General features: G+C 70.8%; 23 protein-coding genes and 1 pseudogene. 4 read left to right on the forward strand and 20 right to left on the reverse strand.

Features of this window, described 5'->3' with window-relative positions; translation table 11 throughout:
* Nucleotides 1-1,430 (forward strand): annotated as a pseudogene (locus QQ657_RS04655) (alpha/beta hydrolase).
* A gap of 52 nt (nt 1,431-1,482) precedes the next feature.
* Here the strand turns inward: QQ657_RS04655 and QQ657_RS04660 are convergent.
* The 4 genes from QQ657_RS04660 to QQ657_RS04675 all read right to left on the reverse strand — a co-directional run bounded on the left by QQ657_RS04660 (nt 1,483) and on the right by QQ657_RS04675 (nt 4,169).
* Nucleotides 1,483-2,394 (reverse strand): NADP-dependent oxidoreductase, encoded by a 912-nt coding sequence (locus tag QQ657_RS04660; protein WP_284740786.1) that lies wholly within the window; start codon nt 2,392-2,394, stop codon nt 1,483-1,485.
* 12 nt (nt 2,395-2,406) lie between these two features.
* On the reverse strand, nt 2,407-3,045 hold the full coding sequence (locus QQ657_RS04665) for an HD domain-containing protein (protein WP_284740787.1): 639 nt from the start codon (nt 3,043-3,045) through the stop codon (nt 2,407-2,409).
* A gap of 133 nt (nt 3,046-3,178) precedes the next feature.
* Nucleotides 3,179-3,424: an ATP synthase subunit c family protein gene (locus tag QQ657_RS04670; protein WP_284740788.1), complete on the reverse strand. Its 246-nt coding sequence runs from the start codon at nt 3,422-3,424 to the stop codon at nt 3,179-3,181.
* Between the two features lie 262 nt (nt 3,425-3,686).
* A complete protein-coding gene (locus QQ657_RS04675; protein WP_284740789.1) occupies nt 3,687-4,169 on the reverse strand; it encodes a MarR family winged helix-turn-helix transcriptional regulator in 483 nt (160 codons plus the stop codon).
* A 110-nt stretch (nt 4,170-4,279) separates the two neighbouring features.
* Between QQ657_RS04675 and QQ657_RS04680 the strand changes: the two genes are divergently transcribed.
* Nucleotides 4,280-5,470 (forward strand): FAD-dependent monooxygenase, encoded by a 1,191-nt coding sequence (locus tag QQ657_RS04680; RefSeq protein WP_284740790.1) that lies wholly within the window; start codon nt 4,280-4,282, stop codon nt 5,468-5,470.
* On the opposite strand, the gene QQ657_RS04685 is transcribed toward QQ657_RS04680, so the two are convergent.
* The 8 genes from QQ657_RS04685 to QQ657_RS56930 form a co-directional block, all read right to left on the reverse strand.
* Nucleotides 5,467-6,477 (reverse strand): YdcF family protein, encoded by a 1,011-nt coding sequence (locus QQ657_RS04685; RefSeq protein ID WP_284740791.1) that lies wholly within the window; start codon nt 6,475-6,477, stop codon nt 5,467-5,469. The genes QQ657_RS04680 and QQ657_RS04685 overlap by 4 nt on opposite strands.
* Nucleotides 6,474-7,325, reverse strand: a complete 852-nt coding sequence (locus QQ657_RS04690) for a phosphatase PAP2 family protein (protein ID WP_284740792.1) — start codon at nt 7,323-7,325, stop codon at nt 6,474-6,476. Before QQ657_RS04690 ends, QQ657_RS04685 begins: the two co-directional genes overlap by 4 nt.
* A gap of 84 nt (nt 7,326-7,409) precedes the next feature.
* Nucleotides 7,410-8,024: a hypothetical protein gene (locus QQ657_RS04695; protein WP_284740793.1), complete on the reverse strand. Its 615-nt coding sequence runs from the start codon at nt 8,022-8,024 to the stop codon at nt 7,410-7,412.
* Nucleotides 8,025-8,053: 29 nt separating this feature from the next.
* Entirely contained in the window at nt 8,054-9,193 is a 1,140-nt protein-coding gene (locus tag QQ657_RS04700; protein ID WP_284740794.1) for a hypothetical protein, read from the reverse strand.
* On the reverse strand, nt 9,190-9,528 hold the full coding sequence (locus QQ657_RS04705; protein ID WP_284740795.1) for a hypothetical protein: 339 nt from the start codon (nt 9,526-9,528) through the stop codon (nt 9,190-9,192). Before QQ657_RS04705 ends, QQ657_RS04700 begins: the two co-directional genes overlap by 4 nt.
* 23 nt (nt 9,529-9,551) lie before the next feature.
* Nucleotides 9,552-10,037, reverse strand: coding sequence for a YbaB/EbfC family nucleoid-associated protein (locus QQ657_RS04710; RefSeq protein ID WP_284740796.1), 486 nt, complete (start codon nt 10,035-10,037; stop codon nt 9,552-9,554).
* 87 nt (nt 10,038-10,124) lie between these two features.
* Nucleotides 10,125-11,087 (reverse strand): glycine betaine ABC transporter substrate-binding protein, encoded by a 963-nt coding sequence (locus tag QQ657_RS04715; RefSeq protein WP_284740797.1) that lies wholly within the window; start codon nt 11,085-11,087, stop codon nt 10,125-10,127.
* Between the two features lie 27 nt (nt 11,088-11,114).
* Nucleotides 11,115-13,478, reverse strand: a complete 2,364-nt coding sequence (locus QQ657_RS56930) for an ABC transporter permease subunit (RefSeq protein WP_434056717.1) — start codon at nt 13,476-13,478, stop codon at nt 11,115-11,117.
* A gap of 214 nt (nt 13,479-13,692) precedes the next feature.
* Here QQ657_RS56930 and QQ657_RS04735 point away from each other — a divergent pair, with 214 nt between their 5' ends.
* Nucleotides 13,693-15,531, forward strand: a complete 1,839-nt coding sequence (locus QQ657_RS04735; RefSeq protein ID WP_284740907.1) for a glycoside hydrolase family 5 protein — start codon at nt 13,693-13,695, stop codon at nt 15,529-15,531.
* A 1-nt stretch (nt 15,532) separates the two neighbouring features.
* On the opposite strand, the gene QQ657_RS04740 is transcribed toward QQ657_RS04735, so the two are convergent.
* The 5 genes from QQ657_RS04740 to QQ657_RS04760 all read right to left on the reverse strand — a co-directional run bounded on the left by QQ657_RS04740 (nt 15,533) and on the right by QQ657_RS04760 (nt 21,411).
* Nucleotides 15,533-16,474 carry a glycoside hydrolase family 25 protein gene (locus QQ657_RS04740; RefSeq protein ID WP_284740798.1) on the reverse strand — a complete coding sequence of 314 codons (942 nt, stop codon included), beginning with the start codon at nt 16,472-16,474 and terminating at the stop codon, nt 15,533-15,535.
* A gap of 19 nt (nt 16,475-16,493) precedes the next feature.
* On the reverse strand, nt 16,494-18,014 hold the full coding sequence (locus QQ657_RS04745) for a right-handed parallel beta-helix repeat-containing protein (protein WP_284740799.1): 1,521 nt from the start codon (nt 18,012-18,014) through the stop codon (nt 16,494-16,496).
* Nucleotides 18,015-18,101: 87 nt separating this feature from the next.
* Nucleotides 18,102-18,857, reverse strand: a complete 756-nt coding sequence (locus QQ657_RS04750; protein WP_284740800.1) for an SDR family NAD(P)-dependent oxidoreductase — start codon at nt 18,855-18,857, stop codon at nt 18,102-18,104.
* A gap of 11 nt (nt 18,858-18,868) precedes the next feature.
* On the reverse strand, nt 18,869-19,861 hold the full coding sequence (locus QQ657_RS04755; protein WP_284740801.1) for an LLM class flavin-dependent oxidoreductase: 993 nt from the start codon (nt 19,859-19,861) through the stop codon (nt 18,869-18,871).
* Entirely contained in the window at nt 19,858-21,411 is a 1,554-nt protein-coding gene (locus QQ657_RS04760; protein ID WP_284740802.1) for an acyl-CoA synthetase, read from the reverse strand. Before QQ657_RS04760 ends, QQ657_RS04755 begins: the two co-directional genes overlap by 4 nt.
* A gap of 116 nt (nt 21,412-21,527) precedes the next feature.
* On the opposite strand from QQ657_RS04760, the gene QQ657_RS04765 reads away from it, so the two are divergent.
* A complete protein-coding gene (locus QQ657_RS04765; RefSeq protein ID WP_284740803.1) occupies nt 21,528-22,145 on the forward strand; it encodes a TetR family transcriptional regulator in 618 nt (205 codons plus the stop codon).
* On the opposite strand, the gene QQ657_RS04770 is transcribed toward QQ657_RS04765, so the two are convergent.
* From QQ657_RS04770 to QQ657_RS04780, 3 genes are all read right to left on the reverse strand, one after another.
* Nucleotides 22,135-22,461: a DUF4387 domain-containing protein gene (locus tag QQ657_RS04770; protein WP_284740804.1), complete on the reverse strand. Its 327-nt coding sequence runs from the start codon at nt 22,459-22,461 to the stop codon at nt 22,135-22,137. The two genes, QQ657_RS04765 and QQ657_RS04770, sit on opposite strands and share 11 nt — an antisense overlap.
* Entirely contained in the window at nt 22,454-23,818 is a 1,365-nt protein-coding gene (locus QQ657_RS04775; protein ID WP_284740805.1) for an acyclic terpene utilization AtuA family protein, read from the reverse strand. Before QQ657_RS04775 ends, QQ657_RS04770 begins: the two co-directional genes overlap by 8 nt.
* Nucleotides 23,819-23,996: 178 nt before the next feature.
* The gene (locus QQ657_RS04780) at nt 23,997-25,262 is read right to left on the reverse strand and encodes an MFS transporter (RefSeq protein WP_284740806.1); all 1,266 of its coding nucleotides are present in this window, start codon (nt 25,260-25,262) and stop codon (nt 23,997-23,999) included.
* Nucleotides 25,263-25,283: the final 21 nt, after the last annotated feature.

Raw genomic sequence — 25,283 nt, forward strand, 5'->3', positions numbered from 1 at the left:
ATGCGCACAACCTTGCTGGCCGCGGCCGTCGCCGTGCTCGGCGCGACCGTCGTGGCGCCGCAGGCGTCCGCGGGCGAACTGGACTGGGGCCCGTGCCCGGCCGGGCCTTCCCGACGCCGGACCTGCAGTGCACGACGCTGAAGGTCCCGCTGGACTACCGGAACCCGGACGGCCGCAAGATCGACGTCGCGGTCTCGCGCCTGCCGAGCAAGAACCCGGAGAAGCGGCGCGGTGTGCTGCTGACGAACCCGGGCGGTCCCGGCGGCGTGGGGCTGGACTACCCGCAGGTGCTGAAGCTGGTGAAGCTGCCGCAGGACGTGCTCGACGAGTACGACGTGATCGGCTTCGACCCACGCGGTGTCGGGCACAGCACCCCGGTGACCTGCGACCTGACGCCGGCGCAGATGGCGATCGGCAACCTGCCGTACGCGAAGGGCCCCGCCGACGTCGTGAAGCAGGCGGAGGTCGCGAAGGCGGAAGCCCGGCAGTGCGCCGAGGCGGCGACCGGGCCGATGCTGCCGCACGTCACGACGGCGAACACCGCGCGGGACATGGACCGCATCCGCGTCGCGCTCGGTGAGTCCACTGTGTCCTATCTCGGCGCGTCCTACGGCACGTACCTGGGCGCGGTGTACACGACGATGTTCCCGGAGCGCAGCGACCGGTTCGTGCTCGACAGCAACCTCGGGCCGGGCGGCTACGACATCGACGCGATGCGCGGCTTCGGCCGCGGGATGGAGGACCGCTTCCCGGACTTCGCGAAGTTCGCCGCAGCCCACCCGGAGTACGGGCTCGGCACCACGCCGGCGCAGGTGACCGCCAAGTTCCACGAGCTGGCCGCGCGGCTGGACCGGACGCCGGTCGAGGGTATCGACGGGTCGATCTTCCGCGGCTTGACGTTCGAAGGGCTGTACTCCACCGATCTGAAGCCGCTGGCCGAGAACTGGAAGGCTCTGGACCAGGGCCGGGCACCGAAGCTGCCGGAAGTGGCGGGGGCCGAGAACCTCCTGTCGGCCCGGTTCGCCGTGCTCTGCGGGGACACGGCCTGGCCGCGGTCGGTGGCGGGCTACCAGCTGGACGTGGCGGTCGACCGGATCCGGTACCCGCTGCTCGGCGCGGCCACGGCGAACATCGGGGCGTGCGCGTTCTGGCCGTCGGCTCCGGTGGAGCCGAAGGTGCGGATCACCGGCCGCGGCCCGGCGAACGTCCTGCTGGTGCAGAACGAGCGTGACCCGGGGACGCCGCTGGTGAACGCCCGCAAGCTGCGCGCGGCGTTCGGCGACCGCGCCCGGATGGTGACGGCCGACCAAGGCGGGCACGGCGCCTACCTGTTCGGGCCGAACCAGTGCGCGAACACCGCGGTGACCGGGTTCCTGACGACCGGCTCACGGCCGGCGCACGACCTGTCCTGCGCCGCCGAAACCCGCTGATACGCGCGGAGCCGCGTCGCGAGCATGTCCGTTCGCGGCGCGACTCCGGTCGTCAGTCCGTCGCCACCCGGATGATCGTCTTGCCCGGGACGCGCCGCCGGCGAGTGAACGCGTCGGGCGTCTCGGCGAGCGGGCGCACCTCGCCGACGAGGGGCTTCAAGCGCCCGTCCCGCACCCGCTGGGCCAGGTCCGCGAGCCGGGCGCGGTCGGGTTCGACCACGAAGAAGACGGCGCGCGCGTCCTTCGGCAGGACCGTCGGCGGCTCGGCGATGGTCACCAGGGTGCCGCCGGGGCGCACCAGCGCGGCCGACTTCGCGAGGACGTCGCCGCCGATGACGTCGAAGACCACGTCCACCTGCTCCCCCGGATCGGCGTCCGGCTCCTGGAAGGCCTGGGCACCGAGGCCGAGCACCAGGTCGCGGTCGCCGGCCCGGCCCGTGCCGATCACCCGGGCGCCGGCCTCCCGGGCGAGCTGGACGGCGATCGACCCCACGCCGCCGGCGGCGCCGTGGACCACCACGGTCTGGCCGGTGGTGAGCCCGGCGTGGTCGAACAGCCCCTGCCACGCGGTCAGCCCGGAGATCGGCAGCGCCGCGGCCACCGTGTGGTCGATGTCGGCGGCCAGCGGCGCGAGGTTGCGTGCCTCGACGGCGGTGTATTCGGCCAGGGAGCCGTCGCGCGCCCAGTCGGCGAGGCCGAAGACCCGCTGGCCGACGGTCAGGCCGGTGGTGCCGTAGCCCAGCTCGGCGACGACGCCGGACAGCTCGTGCCCGGGCACGCTGGGCGTGCGGTCGCGGCCGGCTCGGTCGGTCCAGCTGACGGGCCAGCCGAGCTCGCCGGGGGTGAACCCGGCGGCGTGGACCCGCACGACGACGTCGTTCTCGGCGGCGTGCGGGTGGGGCAGGTCGGCGAGGGTGAGCCCCTCGACGCCCGCGTCCCGGTCGGTGGCGATGATGGCTTGCACGGCTGCTCCTGTTCAGCTGGGCCAGGCGGATCCGAGGACGCGCTCGACGGTCGTCGTGCGCCGGAAGCCGGGGAGGAAGTGGGCGATCACGTCGGCGTTCACGGTGCCGTTGGTGGTGTCCGGGCGGTTCTTCTGCCCTTCGAAGTAGGCGGCGAGGAACTCGTTCTTGAAGTCGCCCCGGGGGTGCACGGCGACGATCTCCCCCAGCCGGTCGGCGTCCAGGTCACCGAGGCCGAACCCGACGATGTCGGTCAGCACGCCGAAGTGCGTGGCGGCGATCTCCGGGCCCATCCGGCCGGGGATGCCGGGTGTCGTGTGCAGCGCGATCGCCGTCCACACGGTTTCCGCGGCGGCGGCCGGGAACCCGCGGTCCAGCAGGAACTTGCGCCCGTGGTCGGCGCCGTCGACCTCGAAGCGCTGCACCGCATCGGAGAACGGCGTCGCGAGGCCGGTGTCGTGGAACATGGCGGCCAGGTAGAGCAGCTCGGGATCCGGCGCCACCCCCAGCCGCTCGGCGTGGATCCGGCCGAAGAAGTACACGCGGCGGGAGTGGTGGTAGACCAGCGGCCCGGCTGTCTCCTGGAGGTGCTTCGTCGCCTCGGCGACCGCCGCGGTGTCGGGCACCTCCAGACCGGCGATGACTTCGGTCATGACTTTGCCTCTCCTCTTCGCGTTCCGCTACGAGGCGACGCTAGACCGGAGTTGCGTTACAGTCAAGTCATGTAACCTATCCATCGCAGACAGCGGCGCCTGCGCGCGGGGACACCACGCGCAGGCGCCGGGCTCACTTGGTGGATGCGATGAAGTACACGACGATGCCGATCAACGCGAGGACTTCGGTCAGCACGAAGGTCGAGTAACCGATCGTCTGCAGTTTTCCTCGCGCTTCCGGCTGACGCGCGCTACCACTGATGACGGCCGCGAAAATCAGCCCGACTCCGATTCCCGGGCCGATCGCACCCAGTCCGTAGCCGATGGCGGCGAGGCCGGGGTTGATGTTGGCAGTCTGGGCCAGAACAGCGTCGTTCATGGACATTCCCCTTCACATCGGTCCACGCGCACGCTCGCGTGGAACAAGCGGCTTCTCGTGTCGCGGGCAGCAGAGCAAAGGCGCCGGCAGTAGCACAAAAGGCGGCGGCTGCGTCAGGTCGATTGATCTCGCCGGGCAGGAAAGCAGACGGGGCGGGAATTCATCGGAACCGATGGTTCGAACACGGCAAGGATATCATCGAAAAGGACAGAACGCTCGTGCACGGAATGCGTTACCGCGGTTCGCCCACAGCGAAAAAGGGTCAGTCCTCTTCGCCGGCCGCCGAGAGGAACGTCGCGAGGTCGTCGGTGAAGCGCAGCAGCAGGTCGTAGAAAGTCCGGCGGTCCGCCTCGGACCACCCGGACAGCGCCTCGCCGAACCAGCCCAGCAGCGTCGTGACGTACCGGTCGGCCAGTTCGGCGCCGTCCGGGGTCAGCTCGACCAGGCGGGCGCGCCGGTCGTCGGGGTCGGCCAGGCCTCGCACGAGCCGCCGTCGTTCGAGCACGTGCAGGTGCCGGGTGACGTGCGGCCCGGCGACCTGCATCCGCTCCGCGATCTCGCCGACGCGCATCGCCTTCCCGGTCATGTGCAGGGCGAGGATGATCGACAGCCCGGGCCGGTCGAGGTCGGCCCCGATCCGCTTCATGGCCCGCTCCCCCAGGCCGCTGCGGTTCATCAGGTTGCCCAGCTGCATGAGCCGGGGCAGCACGGAACGCAGCTCGTCGCCCGCTTCGGTGGCGGCCATCACACCCCTTAGATAACTAACTTAGGTATATAGTTGCCTCATGCCGCGGATCTTCCCCGGCATTGTCGCACCCGCGACATAGATACCTAACTTAGCTATCGGGGGTCACCATGAACACCACACCACGCTCCGTCCTGATCTCGGGCGCGAGCATCGCCGGTCCCGCCCTGGCTTTCTGGCTGCGCAAGGCCGGTTTCGCGGTCACCGTCGTCGAGAAGTCGGCCACGATCCGGGACGGCGGCTACCCGATCGACGTCCGCGGCACCGCCCTGGACGCCGCCCGCCGGATGGGGATCCTCCCCCGCCTGCGGGACCTGCACATCTCCACGCGCCTGCTGACCTTCCTCGACACCGACGGCAGCGAGATCGCCGCCCTGGAACCCAACGTGATCATCGGCGGTGTCGACAGCGAAGACATCGAGATCCGCCGGGGCGACCTCACGAGCACGCTGTACGACCTGGTGCGCGACGACGCCGGCTTCCGTTTCGGCGACAGCGTCGAAACCCTGGCGCAGCACGACAACGGCGTCGACGTCACCTTCCGCAGCGGCCGCGAAGAGACCTTCGACCTGGTGATCGGCGCCGATGGCCTGCACTCGAACACCCGCGGGCTGGTCTTCGGCGACGAAGCGCAGTTTCACCACTACCTCGGCTACAGCTTCGCCGGGTTCACCATGCCCAACGACTTCGGCCTCTACCGCGAAGGGCTGACGTGGAGCACGCCCGGCAAGGGCGCGGCGCTCTACGCGGTCCTCGAAAGCAAGGAGGTCCACGGGTTCCTGGTCTTCGCCCGCCCGAACCCGCCGATCGAGGCGTTCCGGAACCCCGACGCCCAGCGCGATCTGGTCGCCGAGACGTTCGCCGGCGAAGGCTGGGAGATCCCTCGCATGGTCGAGGCGATGCGCGAGGCGGACGACCTGTTCTTCGACGTCGTCAGCCAGATTCACCTGCCACGGTGGACGGACGGCCGCGTCGCGCTCGTCGGCGACGCGGGGTACGCGCCGTCGTTCCTGACCGGCCAGGGCACGAGCCTCGCCCTCGTCGGGGCGTACGTGCTCGGCCACGCGCTGGCCACGATCCCCGACCACACGGCGGCGTTCGCGGCCTACGAGAGCCGGTTGCGAAACTTCGTCGAAAGCAACCAGGCCCTGGTGAGCGAAGGCAAGGCCACACTGTTCCCCTCCACGGCGGAAGCTCTCGAAGAGCGGAACGCCGCGCTCCGGAAGCTCACGAAGGTCCCGGCGTCCACGCCGCGACCCGAGCACTCGGCGCTCACGCTGCCGGACTTCCCGGGCCGCTAGATCGCTTTCAGCACGCTGGCCAGGATGATCGTCGCGCACACGACGCCGTTGAGGATCCGGTGGTCCACCAGGATCGCCGCGAACTCGCGCAGGGTGGCGCTCGGCCAGAAGTACCACGCCGTCGGCGCGCCGATCACCTGACCGTTCACCTTGACCTTGCGGGCGATCACGGCCGCGCGCAGGACGTGGAAGTTGTTCGTGACGACGACACAGCGGTAGCCCGGCCGCCGCGAGCGCATCAGGTCGGCGCTGAACGCCAGGTTCTCGCGCGTGGTCCGGGACCGGTCTTCGAGCACGATCCGCTCGCGGGGGACGCCGCGGTCGGCGAGGTAGTCCGCCATCGCGTGCGACTCCGGCAGGTCCTCCCCCGGCCCCTGGCCGCCCGAGGTGACCAGCAGCGGCACGCGGCCCTTGCGGTACTCCGCGTCGAGGACCCGCCGGCCGCGGTCGAGCCGGCCGGCCAGCAGCGGCGGGACGGTCCGGCCGCCGAGCAGGCCGGATCCGAGGACCACCACGAAGTCGAGCGGGCGGCGGCTGCCGATCCGGCCGTAGACGAGGGAGTACAGCAGGAAGCAGACGAACAGGAACGACAGGTACGCGACGATCCCGTCGACGCTGTCGCGGACCGCCTCCAGCGGCGGCCAGCCGAGCTGCCCGGCCACGAAGCCGAAGACGATCAGCGCCACGATGCCGACGCCGGCCGCCAGGGACAGCAGGTTCGCCGGGCGGCGGCCTTCGCGGCGCAGCATCGTCACGCCGTTGCCGATCAGGAACACCGCCAGCACCACGATGGTGAGCGGGATCAGCGCGAACAGCCCGAACGCGACGATCGCGGCGGCGTCCGGCGAGATCGACGCCAGCAGCGCGAGCACGGCGAGGCCGAAGAACGCGAGCGCGAAGAAGAGGTAGAAGCCGTTGCGCAGCTTGCGGCGGTCGAGCAGGAAGCTGATCAGGAAGACGGCGAAGCAGAAGACGGCCGCGGCGAGGGGGAACAGCGCCGGGTTCACGCGATCTCCAGCCGGCGCCAGGTCGCGAGGAACGCCAGCGCCGCGGCGATGGAGCCGAAGGAGGCGAACGAGCTCGCCGCCAGGTAGCCGACCCAGGCGTTGTCCCGCACGGTTTCGTCGTAGCCGCCGCCGAGCAGCGACGCTCCGATCAGGACGGTGCCCAGCGCCAGGAACACCGCCCCGCCGAGCGCGGCGACGGTCACGACGAGCACCCGAGGGATCCGGCGCGGCCCGTCGTGGCGGTGCACGGCCCCGCGGCGCGCCAGCCACCACGACGCCAGGCAGGCGAGCCCGAGCGCGATCGCGTCGGCGGCGAGGGTGTCGGAGAGCCGGTGCCACTTCGCCGTCACCGTGTACGCGCCGATGCCGACCGCCCAGGAGAGCAGGAGGAACAGCGTCACGCCGCGCCAGCGGTAGGGCACCACGAGCAGGGCGGCGAACAGCACGGTCATCGCGATCGTCGTGTGCCCGCTGGGCAGGCTGTTGTCCGCGTAGTGCCCGGTCAGCGGCACGAGGGGCGGCCGGGGCAGCACGTACCGCTTGAGCACCTGCGTCACGAGCTGCCCGGCCACGATCACGCCCACCGCCGCGAAGGCGAGATCCGCCCGCCGGCGCAGCAGGCCGACCACGCCGACGAGCACGACAGCGACGGCCAGCGAGTACACGGTGATCCGGCCCAGGGTCTCGTCGGCGACGGCCTGATCGCGCGCGGCGGCCTCGTCGGCTCCGCGCAGGGCGGCGTTCTCCAGTGCCTGCCCGGGAACGGTCCAGACGGCGAGGAGGTAGACGGCGACCGCGACGACGGCGCACACGGCCGCGACGACCAGCCAGCGACGGGCGGGAACCAACCGGGACCTCCAACAGGTGCGGCACTACTCCGAACAGAGTAGTTACCGGCTGTCGTCAGACGCACACCGAGGGTTCGAGGTCGGTCAGGCCGGTCCCTCCGGCCAGTGGACCACGTCCGGGTACTCGTGGAACTGCCGCAGGTGCCGCTCTTCCGTACGGCCCTTCAGCGGGAACTTGAACTGCGAGCCGTCCGGCCAGGTCAGCGTGCGCTTGCGGAAGCTGACCTCCGGGGCGTCCGTACCCCGGGCCTCCCAGAGGACCTGCGGCTCGGGTGCGTCGGCCGGGTCCAGGTACGTCGATCCCGTCTCGACCAGCGCTACCGACGTCGGCGAGCACACCAGCCACGGGCCCTTTGCCCGCCGGAGCCGGTCGAGCGGCTCGAGGACGAGGGCATCCGCCGGGCCGGTCACGTGGACCGCGCGCTCGCCCTTGCCACCTCCGCTGCCCGCCGCGCTCGCCAGGTACGCGACGAACCCCACCGCCGCGCCGATCCCGCGCGCCACGTTCCCGAACGCCCGCAGCACGGGCTGAGACCCCTCGACCGTGCCGTCCTCGCGGCGGCCGGGGACGGCGAACCGCAGGTCCGCGTCGCCCAGGCGCAGCACGATCACCGGCTCCCGCCAGCGCTCGCCCATCTGCGCCTCCACGCGCTCGCGGAATCCCGGGCGCACCTGTGCGGCGTCGGCGGCGGACTCCATGCGGTCGCCGAGCTCGACGGCCTTCCGCGCTAGATGTCCAAGTTCCGCCGGGTCTCCTCCGGGCTCTGGTCCCCGCCGATCGCGCTCTTGTCGAACCACGGTTCGTCCTCCTCCGGGGTGACGGCTTCCTTGCCTTCGGTGAACGCCGTCTTGCCCGCCGCGATCCCGGCCTTCACACTCGCGCCGGCGACCAGCGGGCTCGCGCCGACCGAGGTGCCGAACATCGTGGTCAGCGCGCGGTTGCCGGGCGTGAACGGCACGCGGGCCGTGTTCTCCAGCGTGTCCAGCCCGAAGCGCGACTCCCCGGCGTACCGGCCGAGCCGGAACTTCCGGGTCATCTCCACGACCTTCGTCGAGTACTTCGCGAGGAACTCGATGAACGTGTCGAGCAGCTTGCCGAACTTGCCGAGGTAACGGGTGACCTTCTGCAGCACGCTCGCGGCCTTGGCGATCGACGCCGTCATCGCGGCGGCGACCGAGCTGCCGAAGCTGATCACCGACGCGGCCAGCGCCGGCAGCCAGATGGTGATCAGCCAGGACACCAGCTCGGTGATGATGGCCTTGATCACCTCTTCGATGACCTGCATGACCATCGACCACATCTGCAGCACCTCGGCGACCGACCCGGCCGCCGAGCCGACGCCGCGGATGCCGGACGAGAAGTCGCCGAGGGCTTCCTTGGCCGCCTTGCCCGCTTCGTCGACCCACTCGGCCAGCGCCGTGTCGCCGGTCTGCTCGAAGTCCTCGGCGAGCGCGACGAAGCCGTGCGCGATCGAGGCGAAGTTCTCCGACGCGTGCCCGATGGCCGGCCCGTCGCCGGTGACCGCGTGCAGCGCGTCCTGCAGCGGCTGGACCAGCTCGAGCAGCATGTTCAGCCCGTGGCTCACCAGCCAGCCGATCGGGTCCATCGCGAAGGTGACCATGTCGGTCGCGGCGGCGCCGACGAACGCCGCGCCGTCACCGACCAGTGCCTTGCCCGCCGAAGCCAGCTCCCCTGCGCCGTCCGCCGAAGCCGCCTGCTGGGCGTGCTCGCTGATCGACTTGCCGGACTTGTACAGCGTGCCGACCACCGGCGTGGCCTCCGCCGCGCGGTCGAGGTTCGCGCTCATGCTCTCGTCGTACGGCTGGACGTCCAGCGCGTCGGCGATGCTCTTCTTGGGCTCGGTCACTTGCCCTGCCCTCCGATCGAGTCGATCTCCGCCTCGTACCGGCCGAAGGCGATGACGCCCGCCTCTTCGGTCCCGCGGTACATCTCGGCGGCCTTGGTCATCTTGGTGGTGAGCCCGTCGACGCCGTCCTTCAGCTCGCCCAGCAGCGAACGCAGTTCGCCGAGGCGGTCGGTGTAGCCCTGCTTCGCCCAGATCCCGACGACGCCCCAGGCCGTGTCGGTCACGTCGGCGGCGTCGATCTTCGCCCCGAACTTGTCCGCTTCCTGCTCGTAGAACGGCAGCTGGCGCGCGTATCCGGAGATCGCGTCGATGTTGGTCTGGATTCCGTCTGACATCGCGGAAGTTCCCTCGGTCGGTTTCAGGAGCGGCGGAGGATCGGACCCTGGTCGAAGTCGTCGTCGTCCCCGGGCGCGGGACGGCGTCGCGGCCGCGGCGCCTGCTGCTCCGACGCGGGTTCCGGCGCCGCGGTTCCGAACGCTTCGGCCTGGGCCTGCCGGACCTGCCCGCCGACGTCGACGCCGAGCTGGTCCCCGAACGCGTCGTCGACGATCGCGGCCTGCTGCTGGGCGGCCCCGGCCACGGCCTGGCGCAGCGTGCTCATGATCCGCTGGGCGAGCTGACCCGCTTCCAGGTGCATCGCGCCGGCGGTGAGCCGCAGGTCGGTGACGGTCCCGCCGGCCCCCGCGGTGACCGTCACCGTGCCGTCCGGCGAGGTCACGGACGTACCGACCTGGGCGATCCGCTCCTGCATGTCGCCGACACCGGCGAACCGGGCTTCGGCCTGGCGCACCTTCGACTGGAAGGTCTCGAACTGGGCGATCAGCTGGTCCATTTCGGCCGACATGGTCTCATCCTTCGCGCGGTATGGGAGCTTTGCCGGATCATGGCAGATTCCGCGGCCCCGCCGTGGCGCTTCGCCGGAAAACGCGGCTCAGCTGATGAAGCCCGCCGACTTGAGCCAGTCGTGGGCCACCGTCGCCGGCTTCTGGCCGTCCACGCTCACCTTCTTGTTCAGGTCCGTGAGCGTCGCCGTGTCGAGCTTCGCCGCGATCGGGGTGAAAAGCTGCTCCAGCTGCGGGTACTTGCCCGCGAGGCCGGACGCGATCGCGATGGCCGGGTTGTACGTCGGGAAGAAGTGCTTGTCGTCCTCCAGCACCACCAGCTTCTGGCCGGCCACGCGCCCGTCGGTGGAGGCCACCGAGCCGAAGCCGCACGGGTCGCCCTTGCCGATGGAGGTGTACACGACGGCGTCGTTGAGCAGGTGCACCTGCGGGTCGGGCAGGCTGAACCCGTAGGTCTTCGCCAGGCCGGGGAAGCCGTCGTCGCGGCTCTTGAACTCGGGGCCCATGCAGGTGGACGCCCCGGCCGGGTCCTTGGCCACGAGGGCCGCGTAGTCCGACACCGTCTTCACGCCGGTCTTGGCCACCGTCGCCGGGTTGCCCGCGATGGCGTAGGTGTCGTTGGCGGGCGAGCGGGCCCACCACGTGACGCCGTTGGCGGCGTCGGCCTGCTTGACCGCGTCGTACTGCGCCTGCGGGTCGGCGATCGGCTTGGTCTGGTGGAGGTAGCTGATCCACGCGGTGCCGGTGTACTCCCAGTACAGGTCGACCGCGCCGCTGGTGAGCGCCTGGCGGACGTTGCTCGAGCCGGTGATGTTGGTCTTGTCCTGCGGGCTCGCCCCGGCCGCCTGCAGCGCGACGAGCGCGATCTGGCCGAGCAGCAGCTGTTCGTCGAACTCCTTGGAGCTGACGCGGATCTGCGCGCCGCTCAGCGCGTCGATCTTCTTGATGGATCCCTCGCCCACCTGGGCGCCGGTCTGGTCCTTGCCGATCGTGCACCCCGCGGCGAGCACCGCGACGAGCGCGAGCACGGCGGCTGTCGTGCGCTGGAGCATGGGTGGGGCCTCCTCGAGTGGGTCGGGCTACGAACCGCGCGGGTGCAGGACCTCCTCCGCGAGCAGGCCCAGCCAGTCGGCGAAGAGCGCCAGCGCGGCGACGACGATGCCGAAGGTCAGGCTCAGGATCGGGCGGTACAGCCCGATCCCGGCGACGAGCCCGCCGCCGAGACCGCCGCCGTCGATGAAGGTCGCGAGCGTCGCGCTCGCGACGGTGAGGACCAGCGCCGTGCGGATCCCGGCCAGGATCACCGGGACGGCCAGCGGGAGTTCGATCCGCCACAGGATCGCCGTCTTCGTCATGCCCATGCCGCGCGCGGCGTCGACGAGGGTCGGGTCGACGCCGTCGAGCCCGACCATCGTGTTGCGCAGCACCGGCAGGGTCGCGTAGACGACCAGCGCGGCCACCGCCGTCCCGGTGCCCGTGCCGACCCAGAGCGCGAGCAGCACGACCAGCCCGATCGACGGGATCGCCTGGCCGAGGTTGCCCAGGCCCAACCCGACCGGCCGGACCCACCGGGCGCCGGGGCGGGTCAGCAGGATGCCGAGCGGGAGGGCGATGGCGAGGGTGCACACCGTCGAGATCAGCGTGAGCCGCAGGTGCGCGCCCAGTTCGGTGAAGATCTCGCCGGCGTTGAGGTACCGCTGCTCGATCGAGTCGATCGGCTGCGCGCGCACGAGCAAGTAGAGCGCCAGCAAGGTAAGGGCGATGAGCACCGGCCGGACCAGCAGCCCGAGCCGGCGCCGCCGGGGCGACCGGGACGGCGTCACGCTGTCCGGGGCCGGCGCGCTCACCGGCGCGGGCGCTTCTTCGGCTTCGGCGGGCCGCAGCGCGCCGAGGAGGCCGTCGACATCGCACACGCCCAGCGCGCGCTTGGCGCCGTCCTCGACCACGACCTCGGTGCGGCCGGTGCGCACCATCGCGTCCAGCGCGTCCCGCAGGGTCGCCCCGGGCGGGATCACCGGCAGGCCGTCCGATCCGGGCACCGGCCGGAGTTCCAGCTGCGACACGGGAATCAGCGCGAGCCGCTTCAGGTTCCGCTGCGAGCCGACGAAGGAGGCGACGTAGTCGTCGGCCGGCGCGGCGAGGATCGCCTGGGGCGTGTCGTACTGCGCGATCTCCGACCGCGGGCGCAGCACGGCGATCCGGTCGCCGAGCTTGAGCGCCTCGTCGAAGTCGTGCGTGACGAACACGATCGTCTTGCGCACTTCCCGTTGCAGGCGCAGGAACTCGTCCTGCAGGCGGGCGCGCGTGATCGGGTCGGTGGAGCCGAACGGCTCGTCCATCAGCATGACCGGCGGGTCCGCGGCCATCGCCCGCGCGACACCGACGCGCTGCTGCTGGCCGCCGGAGAGCTCGCGCGGGTACCGGAGGCCGTGTTCGCGGGTCAGGCCGACGACGTCGAGCAGCTCCCGCACGCGGGCGGCGACGCGGCGGCGGGTCCAGCCGAGCACGCGCGGCACCACGGCGATGTTGGCGTCCACGCGCAGGTGCGGGAACAGCCCGATCTGCTGGATGACGTACCCGGTGTGGCGCCGGTGCTCGTCGACGTCGAGGGCCGTCACGTCGGTGCCGCCGATCGTGACCGCGCCCGAGGTGGGCTCGACGAGCCGGTTGATCATCCGCATGGTCGTCGTCTTGCCGCACCCCGACGGCCCGGTCAGCACGACGATCTCGCCCGCCGGGATCCGCAGCGTGAGGCGGTCGACCGCGGGCCGCGCCTGCCCGGGGTAGAGCTTGCTGACCTCGCGCAGCTCGATCGTCTCGCCCGCGGTGCCTGCCGTCTCCTCCGGCACCGTCTCGGGCAGGGAGCGCGGCCGCCGTCGCGTGGTGAGCTTGCCGACCACCACGAAGGCCAGGTCGAACAGCAGCGCCAGCACGACGATCCCCAGCGTTCCGGTCAGCACCTGGTTCAGCGAGTTGACCGCGCCGAACCGGCCGAGCCCGTCGAAGATCTCGTTGCCGAGCCCGGGGCCCTTGACGTACGCGCCGATGGCGGCGATCCCGATGGTGATCTGCGTCGAGACGCGGATGCCGGAGAGGATCACCGGCCAGGCCAGCGGCAGCCGCACGCGCCACAGCACCCGCGCGCGGCCGAGGCCCATGCCGCGCGCGGCATCCACGACCGCCGGGTCGACACCGCGCAGGCCGACGATCGTGTTGCGCGTGATCGGCAGCAGCGCGTAGAGCACCAGTGCGAAGAGGACGTTCGTCAGCCCGAGTCCGAACGGGCCGATCAGGATGCCGAGCAGCGCGATCGACGGGATGGTCAGGAAGGCTGCGGTCGTGGTGGTCGCGAGCGAGCCGAGCCACCGCCGCCGGTAGGTGAGCAGGCCGATCGTCATCCCGACCAGCACGGCCAGTGCCACCGCCGCGAGGGTGAGGTCCACGTGCAGGATCGCGTCGTTGACGACGTCGATCCAGTTCTCGCGGAGGTACTCGAACAGGCTCAGGGCCGCGCTCCTCGGACGTCGCAGGGTGGAAAGTCACCCCCAGCCCAACACGTCCGCGTGGTCCTGTCCACCGTCGCGCCGGCCTCGACGTTGACCCACGTGGCCGTATGCAACTCGTGGGTAGGTTGGTTAACCTCCGCCCGTGAGGTTCCTGGGTGTCGTGCTCACCGTGCTGTCGGCCGCCGGTTTCGTGGCCGTTCCCGCCCTGCCGGCATCGGCCGCGGCCGATCCGCCGGCCTTCGCGGGACCGCTCAGCACCCGCGGCCGGTACATCGTCGACGCGAACGGTGACCGCTTCAAGCTGAAGTCCGCCAACTGGCACGGCGGGAGCGGGACGTGGACCGGGTCGGGCGACGTGAACGACCCCGCGAACCACCACGCCGGCGAGATCGCCTACCAGACCCCGCTCGGGCTGGACCGCGCGTCGATCGACACCGTCATCGACGGGCTCGCGCAGCTGGGCCTCAACAGCGTGCGGCTGCAGTTCTCGAACGCGATGATCCACGACCCGAACCCGGTGCCCGACCTGCCGGCCAACCCGGGCCTGCACGGACTGACGCCGCTGCAGGTGTACGACCGCGTCGTCGAGCGGCTCACCGCGCGCGGGTTCGCCGTCATCCTCAACAACCACACCACGACGTCGCGCTGGTGCTGCGGGCTCGACGGCAACGAGCGCTGGAACACCGCGCAGTCCGAGCAGCAGTGGCAGGACGACTGGCTGTTCATGGCCCGCCGGTTCGCCGCGAACAAGCGCGTCGTCGGCGCCGACCTGTACAACGAGGTCCGCCGCAACACCTTCGACGACCCGAACTGGGGCTGGGGCAACGACAAGGACTGGCAGCGCGCGAGCCAGCAGGTCGGCGACCGCATCCTGACCGAGGCCAACCGCGACCTGCTGATCATCGTCGAGGGCATCAACTGGACCGGCCTGCCCATCGACGGCTTCGCGCACGGACGGCCGACGCTGGAACCCGCCCGCACGCTGTCGCACACGCTCGTCGACTCCGGGAAGCTGGTCTACTCCGCGCACTTCTACGCCTACACCGGCCCGAACCACTCGGGGGCGACCGGCATCGGCGAGACCCACGACCCGCGCTACCGCGACCTCTCGCCCCAGGACCTGCGCGACACCCTGTACCGGCAGGCGTTCTTCGTCTCCGCGGAGACCGGCAAGCACTACACCGCGCCGCTGTGGATCAGCGAGTTCGGCGAGGGCCGCAACACCACCGATCCCGCCTCGCGCACCTTCTTCGAGAACTTCGTGAACTACCTCGCCGAGACCGACACCGACTTCGCCTACTGGCCCGCGGTCGGTTTCCAGACGAACGGATCCGGGGACGGGTGGTCGCTGCTCGCCTGGGACGCGGCCGGCCACCGCATCGACGTCCTCGACGGGACCGACTGGCGCGGCCCGGCCTGGCAGCGGCTGGTGAACGCGCCGTCGCGCACCGGGCAGGTCGCGCCGGCCGAGCACTGGTCGATGCTCGACCTGGACTACGCGGACTTCCAGGAGTCGCGCACCGTCCGCGGCCAGCCGGACTGGGACCCGGGCGCGCGCAAGGGTGCCTGCCCCGACGGCCAGCGCCTGATCGGGCTGGCGCACACCGGCGGCCGTGGCCTTTGCACGGGGACCCTTTCCACCCCGTCCTCCTACGCCGTGGTCCGCGACGAGTCCTATGTGGACACGGACTGGGCGTCCGGCTACACGAAGGCACAGTGCCCGCCGGACCACGCGGTGGTCGGCTACAGCGTGCGCGGCGCGGCGGTGTCGGCCGTGCTGTGCGGCCGCTCCCCCACCCCGCTCGGCCACAACGGCCGCACGGTCTGGTTCGACCGCGGCGACAACCGCCCGGCGGGCGACCTGGGCGGGGACTTCGCTTCCGGTAACTACAAGGGACAGTGCGCACCGGGCGAGTACGTCGCCGGGGTGGCGTACACCGGCCGCATCGGCTCGAACCGCACGCCCGACGCGCTGCTCTGCCGCTCCTGAGTCACGACGGGGACGTCAGACGCTCGACGAGCATCCGCCGGACCTCGTCCGCGGTCTCGACGCCCGCCGCGCTGGTGACCGCCTCGGTGACGGCCGGGACCAGCTCGGCGACCAGCTTGCCTTCGAGCGCGGCCGCGAGCTGCTGCGGGTCGACGGGGTGCGCCGAGCTGTCCGTGATGAGCTTCGTGACGGCGTCGAGCGACGAACCCAGCGCCGCGACCTTGGCGTCCAGGTCCTTCATGAACTGGGCGTAGTTGCGGTTGCCGGCGCTGTCGAAGACGTTGCCCCACATGAACTGGACGAAGTCGTCACTGGTGAACGGCATGGCACCCTCCTGGTCGAGGTGGTGGTCGGTGTAGGACTCGTCGAAGTCGACGGCACCCGCGGAACCGGGCAGGCTGCCGCCGCTGGTGTACTGGTGGACGTCGTAGCGGCCGGAGTACCGGCCGGAGCCGGGGGCTTCCGGGCGCGCCCCGTACCGGGCGATCACGATGACCAGGCCCGGCACGTCCCACTGGTCAGGGCGCAGCGCGGCGGCGAACGACGCGCTCATGTAGACGGCCGGCCGGACGCCCGCCGCCGCGACACGGCGGCAGAAGGCGATCCCGAAGTCCCGCGCCGCGGTGTCCGGGCGGAACGGGGCTTCGAGGTCCAGCATCGGCGCGACGCCGGTCGCGCCGATGCGCCGGACCTCGGCGAGCAGCACGTCGGCCTGCTTCTCGGGACCGAGGGTGGGCTGGGCGTAGTGGTAGCCGCCGACGGGGATCCCGCGGGACTTCGCGCCGGCCACGTGGGTGTCCGGCCGGTAGGTCACGCCGCCCTCGGTGCGGGTGTAAGGCGCTCCCCCGTCGGAGACCTTGACCCACGCGAAGGCGAGGTCGCTCACCTGGTCCCAGCGCAGCCCGCGCTGGTAGAAGGGATGAAGGTCGGTTCCTCTGGCCATCAGTGTCTCCTCCGGCCGGTCATTGGCCCGGCTGCAGCGTGGCGACCGGGCAGGTCGGCGCGACGTTCCACCGGTTGCCGGTCGAGATGATCGACGGCGGGAAGCCGCCCGGTGCCCGTTGCGAGCACTGCAGCGACCGGGCCGCGCCGCGCGAAGCGTTGAGCGCGACCGTGACGCCGTGGAACGGCTCGGGCCGGGAGTCGAGGCGGACCGCCGCGAAATAGGGACTCGCGCCGGTCACCGTGTTGCCGGTGATCATCACGTCCTCGATCGGCCCGCTGATGCCCTGCAGCGTGACTCCCGAACCGTTCGGGGCGGCACCGGTGAACGTGATGTCGTTGTCGCGCACGCCGATCTCGTGCACCGAATCGCCGTAGATCCCGTCCGCGTCACCGTCCAGGGCGATCGTGTTGCCGGTGACCGTCACCTGGGCCGGGATCCCGCCGCTGTGCGGCGTGATCCGGATGCCGGGGCCGGCCACGCCGTGGCGCCGGATGATGTTGCCGGCGATCTTGTCGCCGGTGGCCACGTTCTGCGCGTCGACGACCCCGGCGCCGCTCAGCGCGGTCACGTCGAACGTGTTGTCCGCCACCACGACGTCCTCGGTGCGGTAGAGGGAGAGTCCCTTGCCGGCGAAGGTGTTCCCGGTGATCGTCGCGTGCCGGTAGGACGTCAGCGAAGCGCTGAAGTTCACCGTCGAATCGGCGAAGGAGTTGCCCTCGAGCCGCAGGCCGTCGTCCCAGTCACCGCCGGTGGCCTCCCCGTCGAAGGCGGTGTCACCGATCTGCTCGCCGAAGTGGTTGCCCAGTACCGCAAGCGAGAACACGTTGCGCTGCACGCCGATCCCCGACCGCGCGCAGCTGACGAACGACCCGCCCGCGATCGTGACGCGCTTGACGGCGGTGGCCGGGGTGTTGCCGAGCACCCGGATGCAGTCGCCCTTGCGGGCCCCGGGCGTGGGCGGGTGGGCGAAGACGACGTCGCGCACCGTGACGTCGGTGACCGGCATCGAGCAGGTCCCGTTCGCCGTCGTGCACACGCCGGAGCCGATCGCGATCGCGTGGGTCTGCTCGTCGGTGTTGGTCGCCGCGGACGTGTCGATCATGAGCCGCTGCACGGTGACGTCACTCGCCCCCGGGTCGAGCGAGAGCACCGCGACGGAGGCGGCCTGCTGGTCTCCCACCAGTTCGAGCACCGAGCCCGGCCCGGTCCCGGTGAGCGTCACGTGCGCGCCGTGGGTGGACAGCGCGGCGAACCGGTCGTAGGACCCCACCGGCGCGCGGGACACCCGCCATCGCCCGCTGCCCAGGCAGACCGTGCCACCGCCCGCGGCGCTCGCCGCGTCGAGGGCCGCTTGGACGGGCACCCGATCGTCCACGCCGTCGTCCGGCACGGCCCCGAAAGCGACCGGGTCGAAGCACCCGCCCGGCCCCGAGCCGGCCCGGGGCACCGCGGCCGCCGACACGACGAAGGCGGTTCCGAGCGAGAGAGCGGCGATCGCCGAGGTCACCAGCAGCGCCCGCCGTCGGTTTCGTTTCATGCGCCGACGCTCGCACGGCCCGTCGACAGTTGGTCGACAGTCCGCCGAGTGGGGCCGGTGGGTCGCGCGGACCCACCGGCCGTCACGTCACACCAGTGACGCCGTCAGCCCGCCGTCGAGGACGTAGTGGCTGCCGGTGATCCACGTCGCCCGGTCGGAGGCCAGGAACGCCGCCACCTCCGCGATGTCCTGCGGGGTGCCGAGCCGGCCCTGCTTCGCTGCGACGAGGTCGCCGAACGGGACCTGGGTCGCCGCCTCGAAGTCGGGGACCAGGCGCTCGACCATCGCCGTGTCGGCGAAGCCCGGGCAGACCGCGTTGACCCGGATGCCCGCCGGGCGCATCTCCACCGCCGCGACCCGGGTCAGCTGGATGACCGCCGCCTTCGTCGCGCAGTAGGAGCCGAGCAGCGGGCTGCCGCCGATGCCCGCGATCGAGGCGATGTTGACGATGTTGCCCTTGGACTCCACCAGGTGCGGGGTCGCCGCCTTCATCGCCACGAACGTGCCGCGCACGTTGACCGCGAAGATCTTGTCGAAGCTCTCCGTCGACTGCTGCAGCAGCGGCGACGCGACCTCGATGCCCGCGTTGTTGACCAGGACGTCGAGGCCGCCGAGGAGGTCGACCGCCTGCTGGATGGCCGCCTGGACCTGGGCCTCGTCCGTGACGTCGCAGTTGGCGACGCCGGCGGCGCCGATCTCGTCGGCCGCCTGCTTGGCCGCGTCCGCGTTCATGTCGCTGATCACGACCCGGGCGCCGCGTTCGGTGAACAGCGCCGCGATCGCCTTGCCGATGCCGGCGCCGGACCCGGTGACGAAGACGCGCTTTCCCTCGAGTTCGGACATGCTGGTTCCTCTCACATCGCTTCGATCTTGGGCAGGATTTCTTCCTTCAGGCGCTTCATGTCGTCGAGTGTCTTCGCCACCGGGACGTCCTGGAAGGGCGGCCACAGGAACGGCATGGTCAGCCCGGCTTCCTTGTACCGCTTGAGCTGGTCGGTGATCTGCGCCTCGGAACCGACGAGCAGGTTCGTGCCCTTGCCCCGCGGGCTCTGGTCCATGTCCTGGTCGGTGATGACGAACCAGATCATGCTGGAGATCTCGAGGTCGTCGACCGACCGCTTGGTGTCGAGTTCGTCGAGCTCGCGCTGGATCTCGGTGCGCCACCGCCGGATGTCCTCGGGCGAGTCCTGGATCCCGATCCAGCCCGACAGGCCGTACTTGGCGATGCGGGCGGCCGAGCGCTTCGGGTCCTTGAGGCCGCTGAAGAAGATCGGCGGGTGCGGCTTCTGCACCGGCTTGGCGCCGAATCCGGCCGGCTCGAAGTCGGCGAACTCGCCGTGGTACTCGAAGACCTCGTTGGTCCAGATGCCCTGCATGATCTCCAGGGTTTCGCGGACGTGCTTGTGCCGCTTGGGGAAGATGTGCGACGCACTGGCGGCGGCGAACTCTTCCGGCATCCAGCCGGAGCCGACGGCGACGTTGAGCCTTCCGCCCGAGAGGTGGTCGATGGTGGCCAGCTCCGCGGCGAGCACGCCGGGCGAACGGTAGGGCGTGTCGATGATGCTCATGCCGATCCGCACCTTCGACGTCTTCGCCGCGAGCCACGGGAGCAGCGGCATGCCCTGGAGGAACTCGCCCCGCGAGCTCACCGGGAGCTGCTTGCCCATTTCGTCCAGCATCCCGAAGGGGTACTGCATTTCCCCTCGGTCCGAGGCCTCCGGGACGATGATCCGGTCGAGCGTCCAGACGGAGTCGAAGTCGAGGTCTTCGGCGAGCGCGGTGAGGTCTTCGAGCTCCCGGACGGTCACCTTGTCCCGGAAGTTCGGCAGGTAGAGCGCGAGTTTCATGGTCGGACAGCCTCCTTGCTGCGTTCGGTGAAGGTGGAACGGATGTCGGCTTTGAGCACCTTGCCGACGGTGGAGCGCGGCAGCTCCGGCCAGATCTCGATCTGCTTCGGCGCCTTGACGCTGCCGATGCGGTCCTTGACGAACGCGATCAGCTCGCCGGTGTCCAGCTCCCGGCCGGGCTGGAGCTGGACGACGGCGGTGACGCGTTCACCCCACTTGTCGTCGGGCAGCCCGATCACGGCGCAGTCGCGGACGGCGTCGTGGGCCATCACCGCCTGTTCGACCTCGGCGGAGTAGACGTTGAAGCCGCCGGTGATGACCATGTCCTTGGCGCGGTCGACGATGTGGAGGAAGCCCTCGTCGTCGAGGAACCCGATGTCGCCGGTGTGGTGCCAGCCGTGCACGGACGCCTCGGCCGTGGCCTCCGGGTTGCGGTAGTAGCCGGCCATCACGAGCGAGCCGCGCACGCAGATCTCCCCGCGCTCCCCCTTCGGGACGGGCCGCCCGTCTTCGTCGAGGATCGCCACCGTGACCAGCGGCGAGGGCCGCCCGGCCGACGACAACCGTCCCGTGTGGACGGTTCCGTCGGGTCTGCGGTGGTCCGCGGGCGACATCGTCGAGATCATCATCGGGGCTTCGGACTGGCCGAACAGCTGCGCCATCGGGCCGATGCGGCCGAGTGCTTCGGTGAGCCGCGTCGTCGACATCGGGGCCGCGCCGTACCAGAAGCACTGCAGGGACGAGAGATCCGTGCGGTCGAGGGCTTCGTGGCCGAGCACCATGTAGATCAGCGTCGGCGGCAGGAACGTGTGGGTGACGCGGTGGCGTTCGATCAGCTCCAGGAACCGGCCGACGTCGGGCTTGGCCATGATCACGACTTCCCCGCCGCGGGCGAGGATCGGGAAGCACAGGACACCGGCCGCGTGGGTCAGCGGCGCCAGGGCCAGGTACACCGGACGCCCTTCGAAGGGGTAGCTCATCAGCGTGATCGCCGACATCGCCTCGAGGTTGCGGCCGGTGAGCATGACGCCCTTGGGCCGCCCGGTCGTGCCGCCGGTACCGACCAGGGCGACGACGTCGCCGGGTTGCGCGGCTTCGACGCCGGGATCGTCGCGAGCGGCGTCGAGCCAGTCCGGGAAGCCCGGCGCGAAGTCGTCACCCTCACCGAGGCGGACGAGCGTGGTCAGCTTGGGGAGTTTCGGGGCGATCTGACGGACCAGGTCTTCGAAGCCGGGCTGGAAGATGAGGGTGGCGCAGTCGAACAGGTCCAGGAGTTCGGCGTTCTCGCCGGCGGCGTTGCGCGGGTTGATCGGGCACCACACGGCACCCGCGCGGGCGATGCCGAAGACGCAGGTGAACGCGGTCGGGTCGTTGGCCGAGAGGATGCCGACCTTGTCCCCCGGCCGGACGCCGGAGTGCCGCAGCGCGCGGGCGACGGCCTCGGCGAGTTCGACCACTTGGCCGTAGGAGACGGAACTCCCGTCGAGGGTCAGGCAGGGCGCGTCCGGGTCCAGGGAGGCGCCTTTTTCCAGGTAGAAGTACAGAGACATCGTCGTCCCTCCCGAGCTCCGTCGGTCGCTGGACACGACCTTGGCCGCCGTTTGGACGAATGTCAAGATTTTCTTGGACGATTGGTCAGAGAACCGCTCGATGGTATCTTCGGCCGGTGACCAGCCCAGCCGCTGTGCAGCGCCGGACCCGCGTCGACAAGTTCGAAGACCGCCGTCGCGAACTCGCCGACGCTGCCCTGCTGGCGTTGGCCGATCTCGGTTACGCCCGCACGAGCCTGCGCACGATCGCCGAGCACACCAAGTTTTCGCACGGGCTGCTGCACTACTACTTCGCCGACAAAGTCGAGCTGATCACGTACTGCGTCCGCCGCTACAAGGAAGCGTGCGTGAAGCGCTACGAGGGCGGAGTGGGCGGGGCGGCCACCCCGTCCGCGCTGGCCGAAGCGTGCGCGGACGGGCTGGCGGCGGCGCTCGAAGAGGCGCCGCTCATGCACCGGCTCTGGTACGACCTGCGGTCGCAGTCCCTGTTCGAGGAAGCCTTCCGCGACGACGTCGCCGAGATCGACGACAGCCTGCAGGAGATGATCTGGCGGAACGTCCGCGCCTACGCGGACTTGAGCGGGATCGAGCCGACGTGCACGCCACCGGAGGCGTACGCGCTCTTCGACGGGCTGTTCCAGCAGGCGTTGCAGCGCCACATCGTCGGCGCGGACGACGCGCTCGACGACCTCCGGCGAGGTGTTCGCAAGCTGTTCCCCCGCCTCATCGGCTGACGGCCGGGACCACCATCCTCGCCAGCGGCACGTGGTGCTGCCCCGCGTGCATGTCCCGGTCCCGCAGCGACCCCTGGCTCACCGGACGCGGGAACGAAATCTTCACGACGTTCAGCGACGGGATCCGGAAGATCCGGATCGTTGCTTCGTCGACGCGATAGAGCGACGCCACCACGCGCTCGTTGAGGAACGTCTCGTCCGCCGCGATCCGATAGCCGTCTTCATCGCGCATGAAGAGCTCCATCGTCACCCAGAACGGGCCCGCGTTCTTGGACCGGACCTCGTGGGCCAGCTCCGCCAAAGTCGTGTCAGGCATGGGTCTTCTCCCCGAACTCGATCCGGAACATGCTCAGCGGCGCGCAGTCGACGACGTGGTTCAGCACGAACTCGTACGCCGCGCCGCGCTCGACCTCCGCCGGGGACGACGGGAACGCGAAGCTCGGCAGGTAGTCCATCGACGGCGTCGGCAGGTGCAGCATCAGCGGGTTGGCGATCTTCGCCACCGCGGTCGCCGTCGCCTGGTCGGGCGCGTTGACCCGCAGCATCACGCCCACCTCGCGCGGCGGCCCGGTCTCGGGTTCGAGCTCGCCCAGCACGGCGTTGTGGCCGTAGAGCCGCAGGTCGAAGGCGTACTCGTCGTCGGCCAGCCCGAGTGTCTGGCTCACCCGCTGCGTGATCACCGCGCGCATCAGCGAAGCCCACTCGTCGATGTCGGCGAGCACCAGCGGGTCGCGGATGGCCGAGAACGACATCGTTTCGTACCCGGTGATCCGCGTGCCTTCGAGCTTGATCGTGTGCCGGTCCGCGACGTGGAACTTCGACCCTTCCACGCGGACGATCCGGTCGTCGACGGCGGTGTAGCGCGCCTCGCGAACGTCGAGGGTGCCGTCGGGTTCGCGCATCTCGAAGGGGTCCGCCGTCTCGTAGAGCATGTGAGCGGCAACCAGGATCGGGGTGCACGCCGATCCCGGGTCGAGCGGCTCGATGGTGAAGCCGTCGGCGTCGATGGTGGCCAGGACGCCGCCCGCGCGCGGGTTGTCGGTGCACTGGCCACCGCACTCGACGATCTTGGCGGCGTGCCACGTCGGCCCGGCCGGCATGCCCTTCATGAGCGGGTAGGCGGCCGCCACCGCCGTGTCGGTCGCACGGCCGGCCAGCACGACCTGAGCACCCGCGCGCAGTGCTTCGACGATCGGCTCGTGCCCCATCGCGCCGACGATGTGGGTGCAGCTCTCGAGGGTCTCGGCGGTCAGTTCTCCCAGCGGGGGCAACGGATGCACGCGGCCCGCGCCGAGGTGCTCCTTCAGTTCGGCGGCGTCCTGCTCGCTGTAGATCTTCGCGACCTTCAGGTCGAGGCCTTCCTCCGCGAGCACGTCGGCGGCGATCCCGGCGACCCAGTCGACGCCGGTGTCGGTCCCGCTCGTGCCGCAGGAGCCCACGATCACCGGGATCCCGGCACCCGCGGCGGCCGTGAACAGGCTGCGCAGGTCGCGCGCGACGGCCTTCGCGGTCGTCTTGGCCGTCGCGGCGCCGAGGTAGTAGGGGCCCGAGTCGGTCGACCCGCCGTCGATGCTGATGACGTCGGCGCCCAGGGCGATGCCGCGTTCGACCGTCGCGTGGTCCCACCCCGCGCCGAGCATGCCGCTCGGTGCCAGCACGCGTACTTTCTCCATGTCCTTCATTTCCCTCCGTTGACAACGAATCGGGGTTGCCGCGCAGTTCGTACCCGTCCTCGCGCGGCCACTTCGCCTGCGTCACGAAGGAAGCGGACTGCACGAGCCGCCCCTCGCGGGCCGGCACTTCGCTCGTCGGCCACCGGAGCCGCGTCGATTCCGTCGAGCGCCGCGCGACTCACAGCGCGTGCCCATCGGGGCTGCGTCGCTGAAGCACGGCGACGCGGGCCACCAGGAGCACCGCGACCGCCGTGACGAGTCCGACGTCGAGGAGCATGAACGGCCAGCCGGTCACGTCGACCATGCCGCCGACCAGGGCCGGGCCGACGAACCCGCCCGCCGACCAGCCGACGGTGTAGAGGCCCGTGTAGGTGCCGAGCACCCGGGCCGACGGCGCGAGGTTCCACAGGACCACCGCCATGTTGACCATGAACGCCGCCGCTCCCGCGGCTGCCACGCACATCGCGACGACCGTGCCCGTGGGCGTTCGCACGAGCGTCCCGAGCACCATCGCCGTGGCGAACACGGCCATGCCGATCAGGATCATCCGCAGCCGGCCGAAGCGTTCGGCGAGCAGCGCCACCGGGTACGCGGCCGCGATGAACGCCAGGCCGCTGGGCAGGGTCAGCCCGCCCGCGTCGCCGCGGGACAGGCCCAGGGTCTCCAGGCCGTAGTTGGTGACGAGTGACCGCGACGCGAACCACGCGCCGCCGAAGGCGAAGACGGCCAGGATGACCAGCAGCCGGCTGCGGTCGGCGTCCCGCACGATGTCGAGCAGGACGTCGCGCATCCGGACGCGAGGTCCGGCGTCCATTTCGGAGCGATCCTCTTCGAGCGCGGCCTGGTAGGCCGGGGACCTGCTGTCGCGCACCCGCCAGCCGAGCACGCCCACGGACACCAGCATCAGGACCGCCGGGATCGCGAACGACAGCTTCGGGAAGTCGTCGATCAGGAAGAGGCTGATCAGCGCGGCGACGATCACGGTGATGCTGGAGGCGATCTTGACCGCCGCGTTGGCCCGGCTGCGCCGCTCGGGGCCGATGTAGTCCGGGAGCAACGACTCGGCGATCGGTTTGAAGGAGTTCGCGACGAGCGCGTAGCTAAACATCACCGCGATCAGCAGCGGCAGCGAGACCGCTGCGTGCGGGATGAGGACGAACAGCAGCGCCGCCACCGGCATGCCGACGACGAGGTACGGGATGCGCCGGCCCCAGGACGTCCGGGTGCCGTCCGAGCGGTTGCCCATCCACGGCTGGATGAAGATGCCGAGCAGGTTGTCCATCCCCATCAGCGCGCCGATCAGCGCGGCGCTGCTCACGTGCTCGCGCAGCAGCGGCGGGACCTGCGAATCGTAGAGGTTCCACGTCGACTCCTGCGCGAAGACCGCCAGCGCCACGAAGAACGTGATGCGTCCCGTCCGGACGCGCGGGGTGGTCGACGTCATCGTCGGCACCTTCCCTCCCCC

The organism is Amycolatopsis ponsaeliensis, from assembly GCF_030182635.1.
Classification (GTDB): domain Bacteria; phylum Actinomycetota; class Actinomycetes; order Mycobacteriales; family Pseudonocardiaceae; genus Amycolatopsis; species Amycolatopsis ponsaeliensis.

Excerpts from the sequence above, each read along its gene's own strand:
- QQ657_RS04665 (WP_284740787.1), bottom strand. The coding sequence starts at position 3,045 with ATGACCGAAGTCATCGCCGGTCTGGAGGTGCCCGACACCGCGGCGGTC.
- QQ657_RS04670 (WP_284740788.1), bottom strand. The coding sequence starts at position 3,424 with ATGAACGACGCTGTTCTGGCCCAGACTGCCAACATCAACCCCGGCCTC.
- QQ657_RS04675 (WP_284740789.1), bottom strand. The coding sequence starts at position 4,169 with ATGGCCGCCACCGAAGCGGGCGACGAGCTGCGTTCCGTGCTGCCCCGG.
- QQ657_RS04680 (WP_284740790.1), top strand. The coding sequence starts at position 4,280 with ATGAACACCACACCACGCTCCGTCCTGATCTCGGGCGCGAGCATCGCC.
- QQ657_RS04695 (WP_284740793.1), bottom strand. The coding sequence starts at position 8,024 with ATGGAGTCCGCCGCCGACGCCGCACAGGTGCGCCCGGGATTCCGCGAG.
- QQ657_RS04705 (WP_284740795.1), bottom strand. The coding sequence starts at position 9,528 with ATGTCAGACGGAATCCAGACCAACATCGACGCGATCTCCGGATACGCG.
- QQ657_RS04710 (WP_284740796.1), bottom strand. The coding sequence starts at position 10,037 with ATGTCGGCCGAAATGGACCAGCTGATCGCCCAGTTCGAGACCTTCCAG.
- QQ657_RS04715 (WP_284740797.1), bottom strand. The coding sequence starts at position 11,087 with ATGCTCCAGCGCACGACAGCCGCCGTGCTCGCGCTCGTCGCGGTGCTC.
- QQ657_RS04740 (WP_284740798.1), bottom strand. The coding sequence starts at position 16,474 with ATGGCCAGAGGAACCGACCTTCATCCCTTCTACCAGCGCGGGCTGCGC.
- QQ657_RS04745 (WP_284740799.1), bottom strand. The coding sequence starts at position 18,014 with ATGAAACGAAACCGACGGCGGGCGCTGCTGGTGACCTCGGCGATCGCC.
- QQ657_RS04750 (WP_284740800.1), bottom strand. The coding sequence starts at position 18,857 with ATGTCCGAACTCGAGGGAAAGCGCGTCTTCGTCACCGGGTCCGGCGCC.
- QQ657_RS04755 (WP_284740801.1), bottom strand. The coding sequence starts at position 19,861 with ATGAAACTCGCGCTCTACCTGCCGAACTTCCGGGACAAGGTGACCGTC.
- QQ657_RS04760 (WP_284740802.1), bottom strand. The coding sequence starts at position 21,411 with ATGTCTCTGTACTTCTACCTGGAAAAAGGCGCCTCCCTGGACCCGGAC.
- QQ657_RS04770 (WP_284740804.1), bottom strand. The coding sequence starts at position 22,461 with ATGCCTGACACGACTTTGGCGGAGCTGGCCCACGAGGTCCGGTCCAAG.
- QQ657_RS04775 (WP_284740805.1), bottom strand. The coding sequence starts at position 23,818 with ATGGAGAAAGTACGCGTGCTGGCACCGAGCGGCATGCTCGGCGCGGGG.
- QQ657_RS04780 (WP_284740806.1), bottom strand. The coding sequence starts at position 25,262 with ATGACGTCGACCACCCCGCGCGTCCGGACGGGACGCATCACGTTCTTC.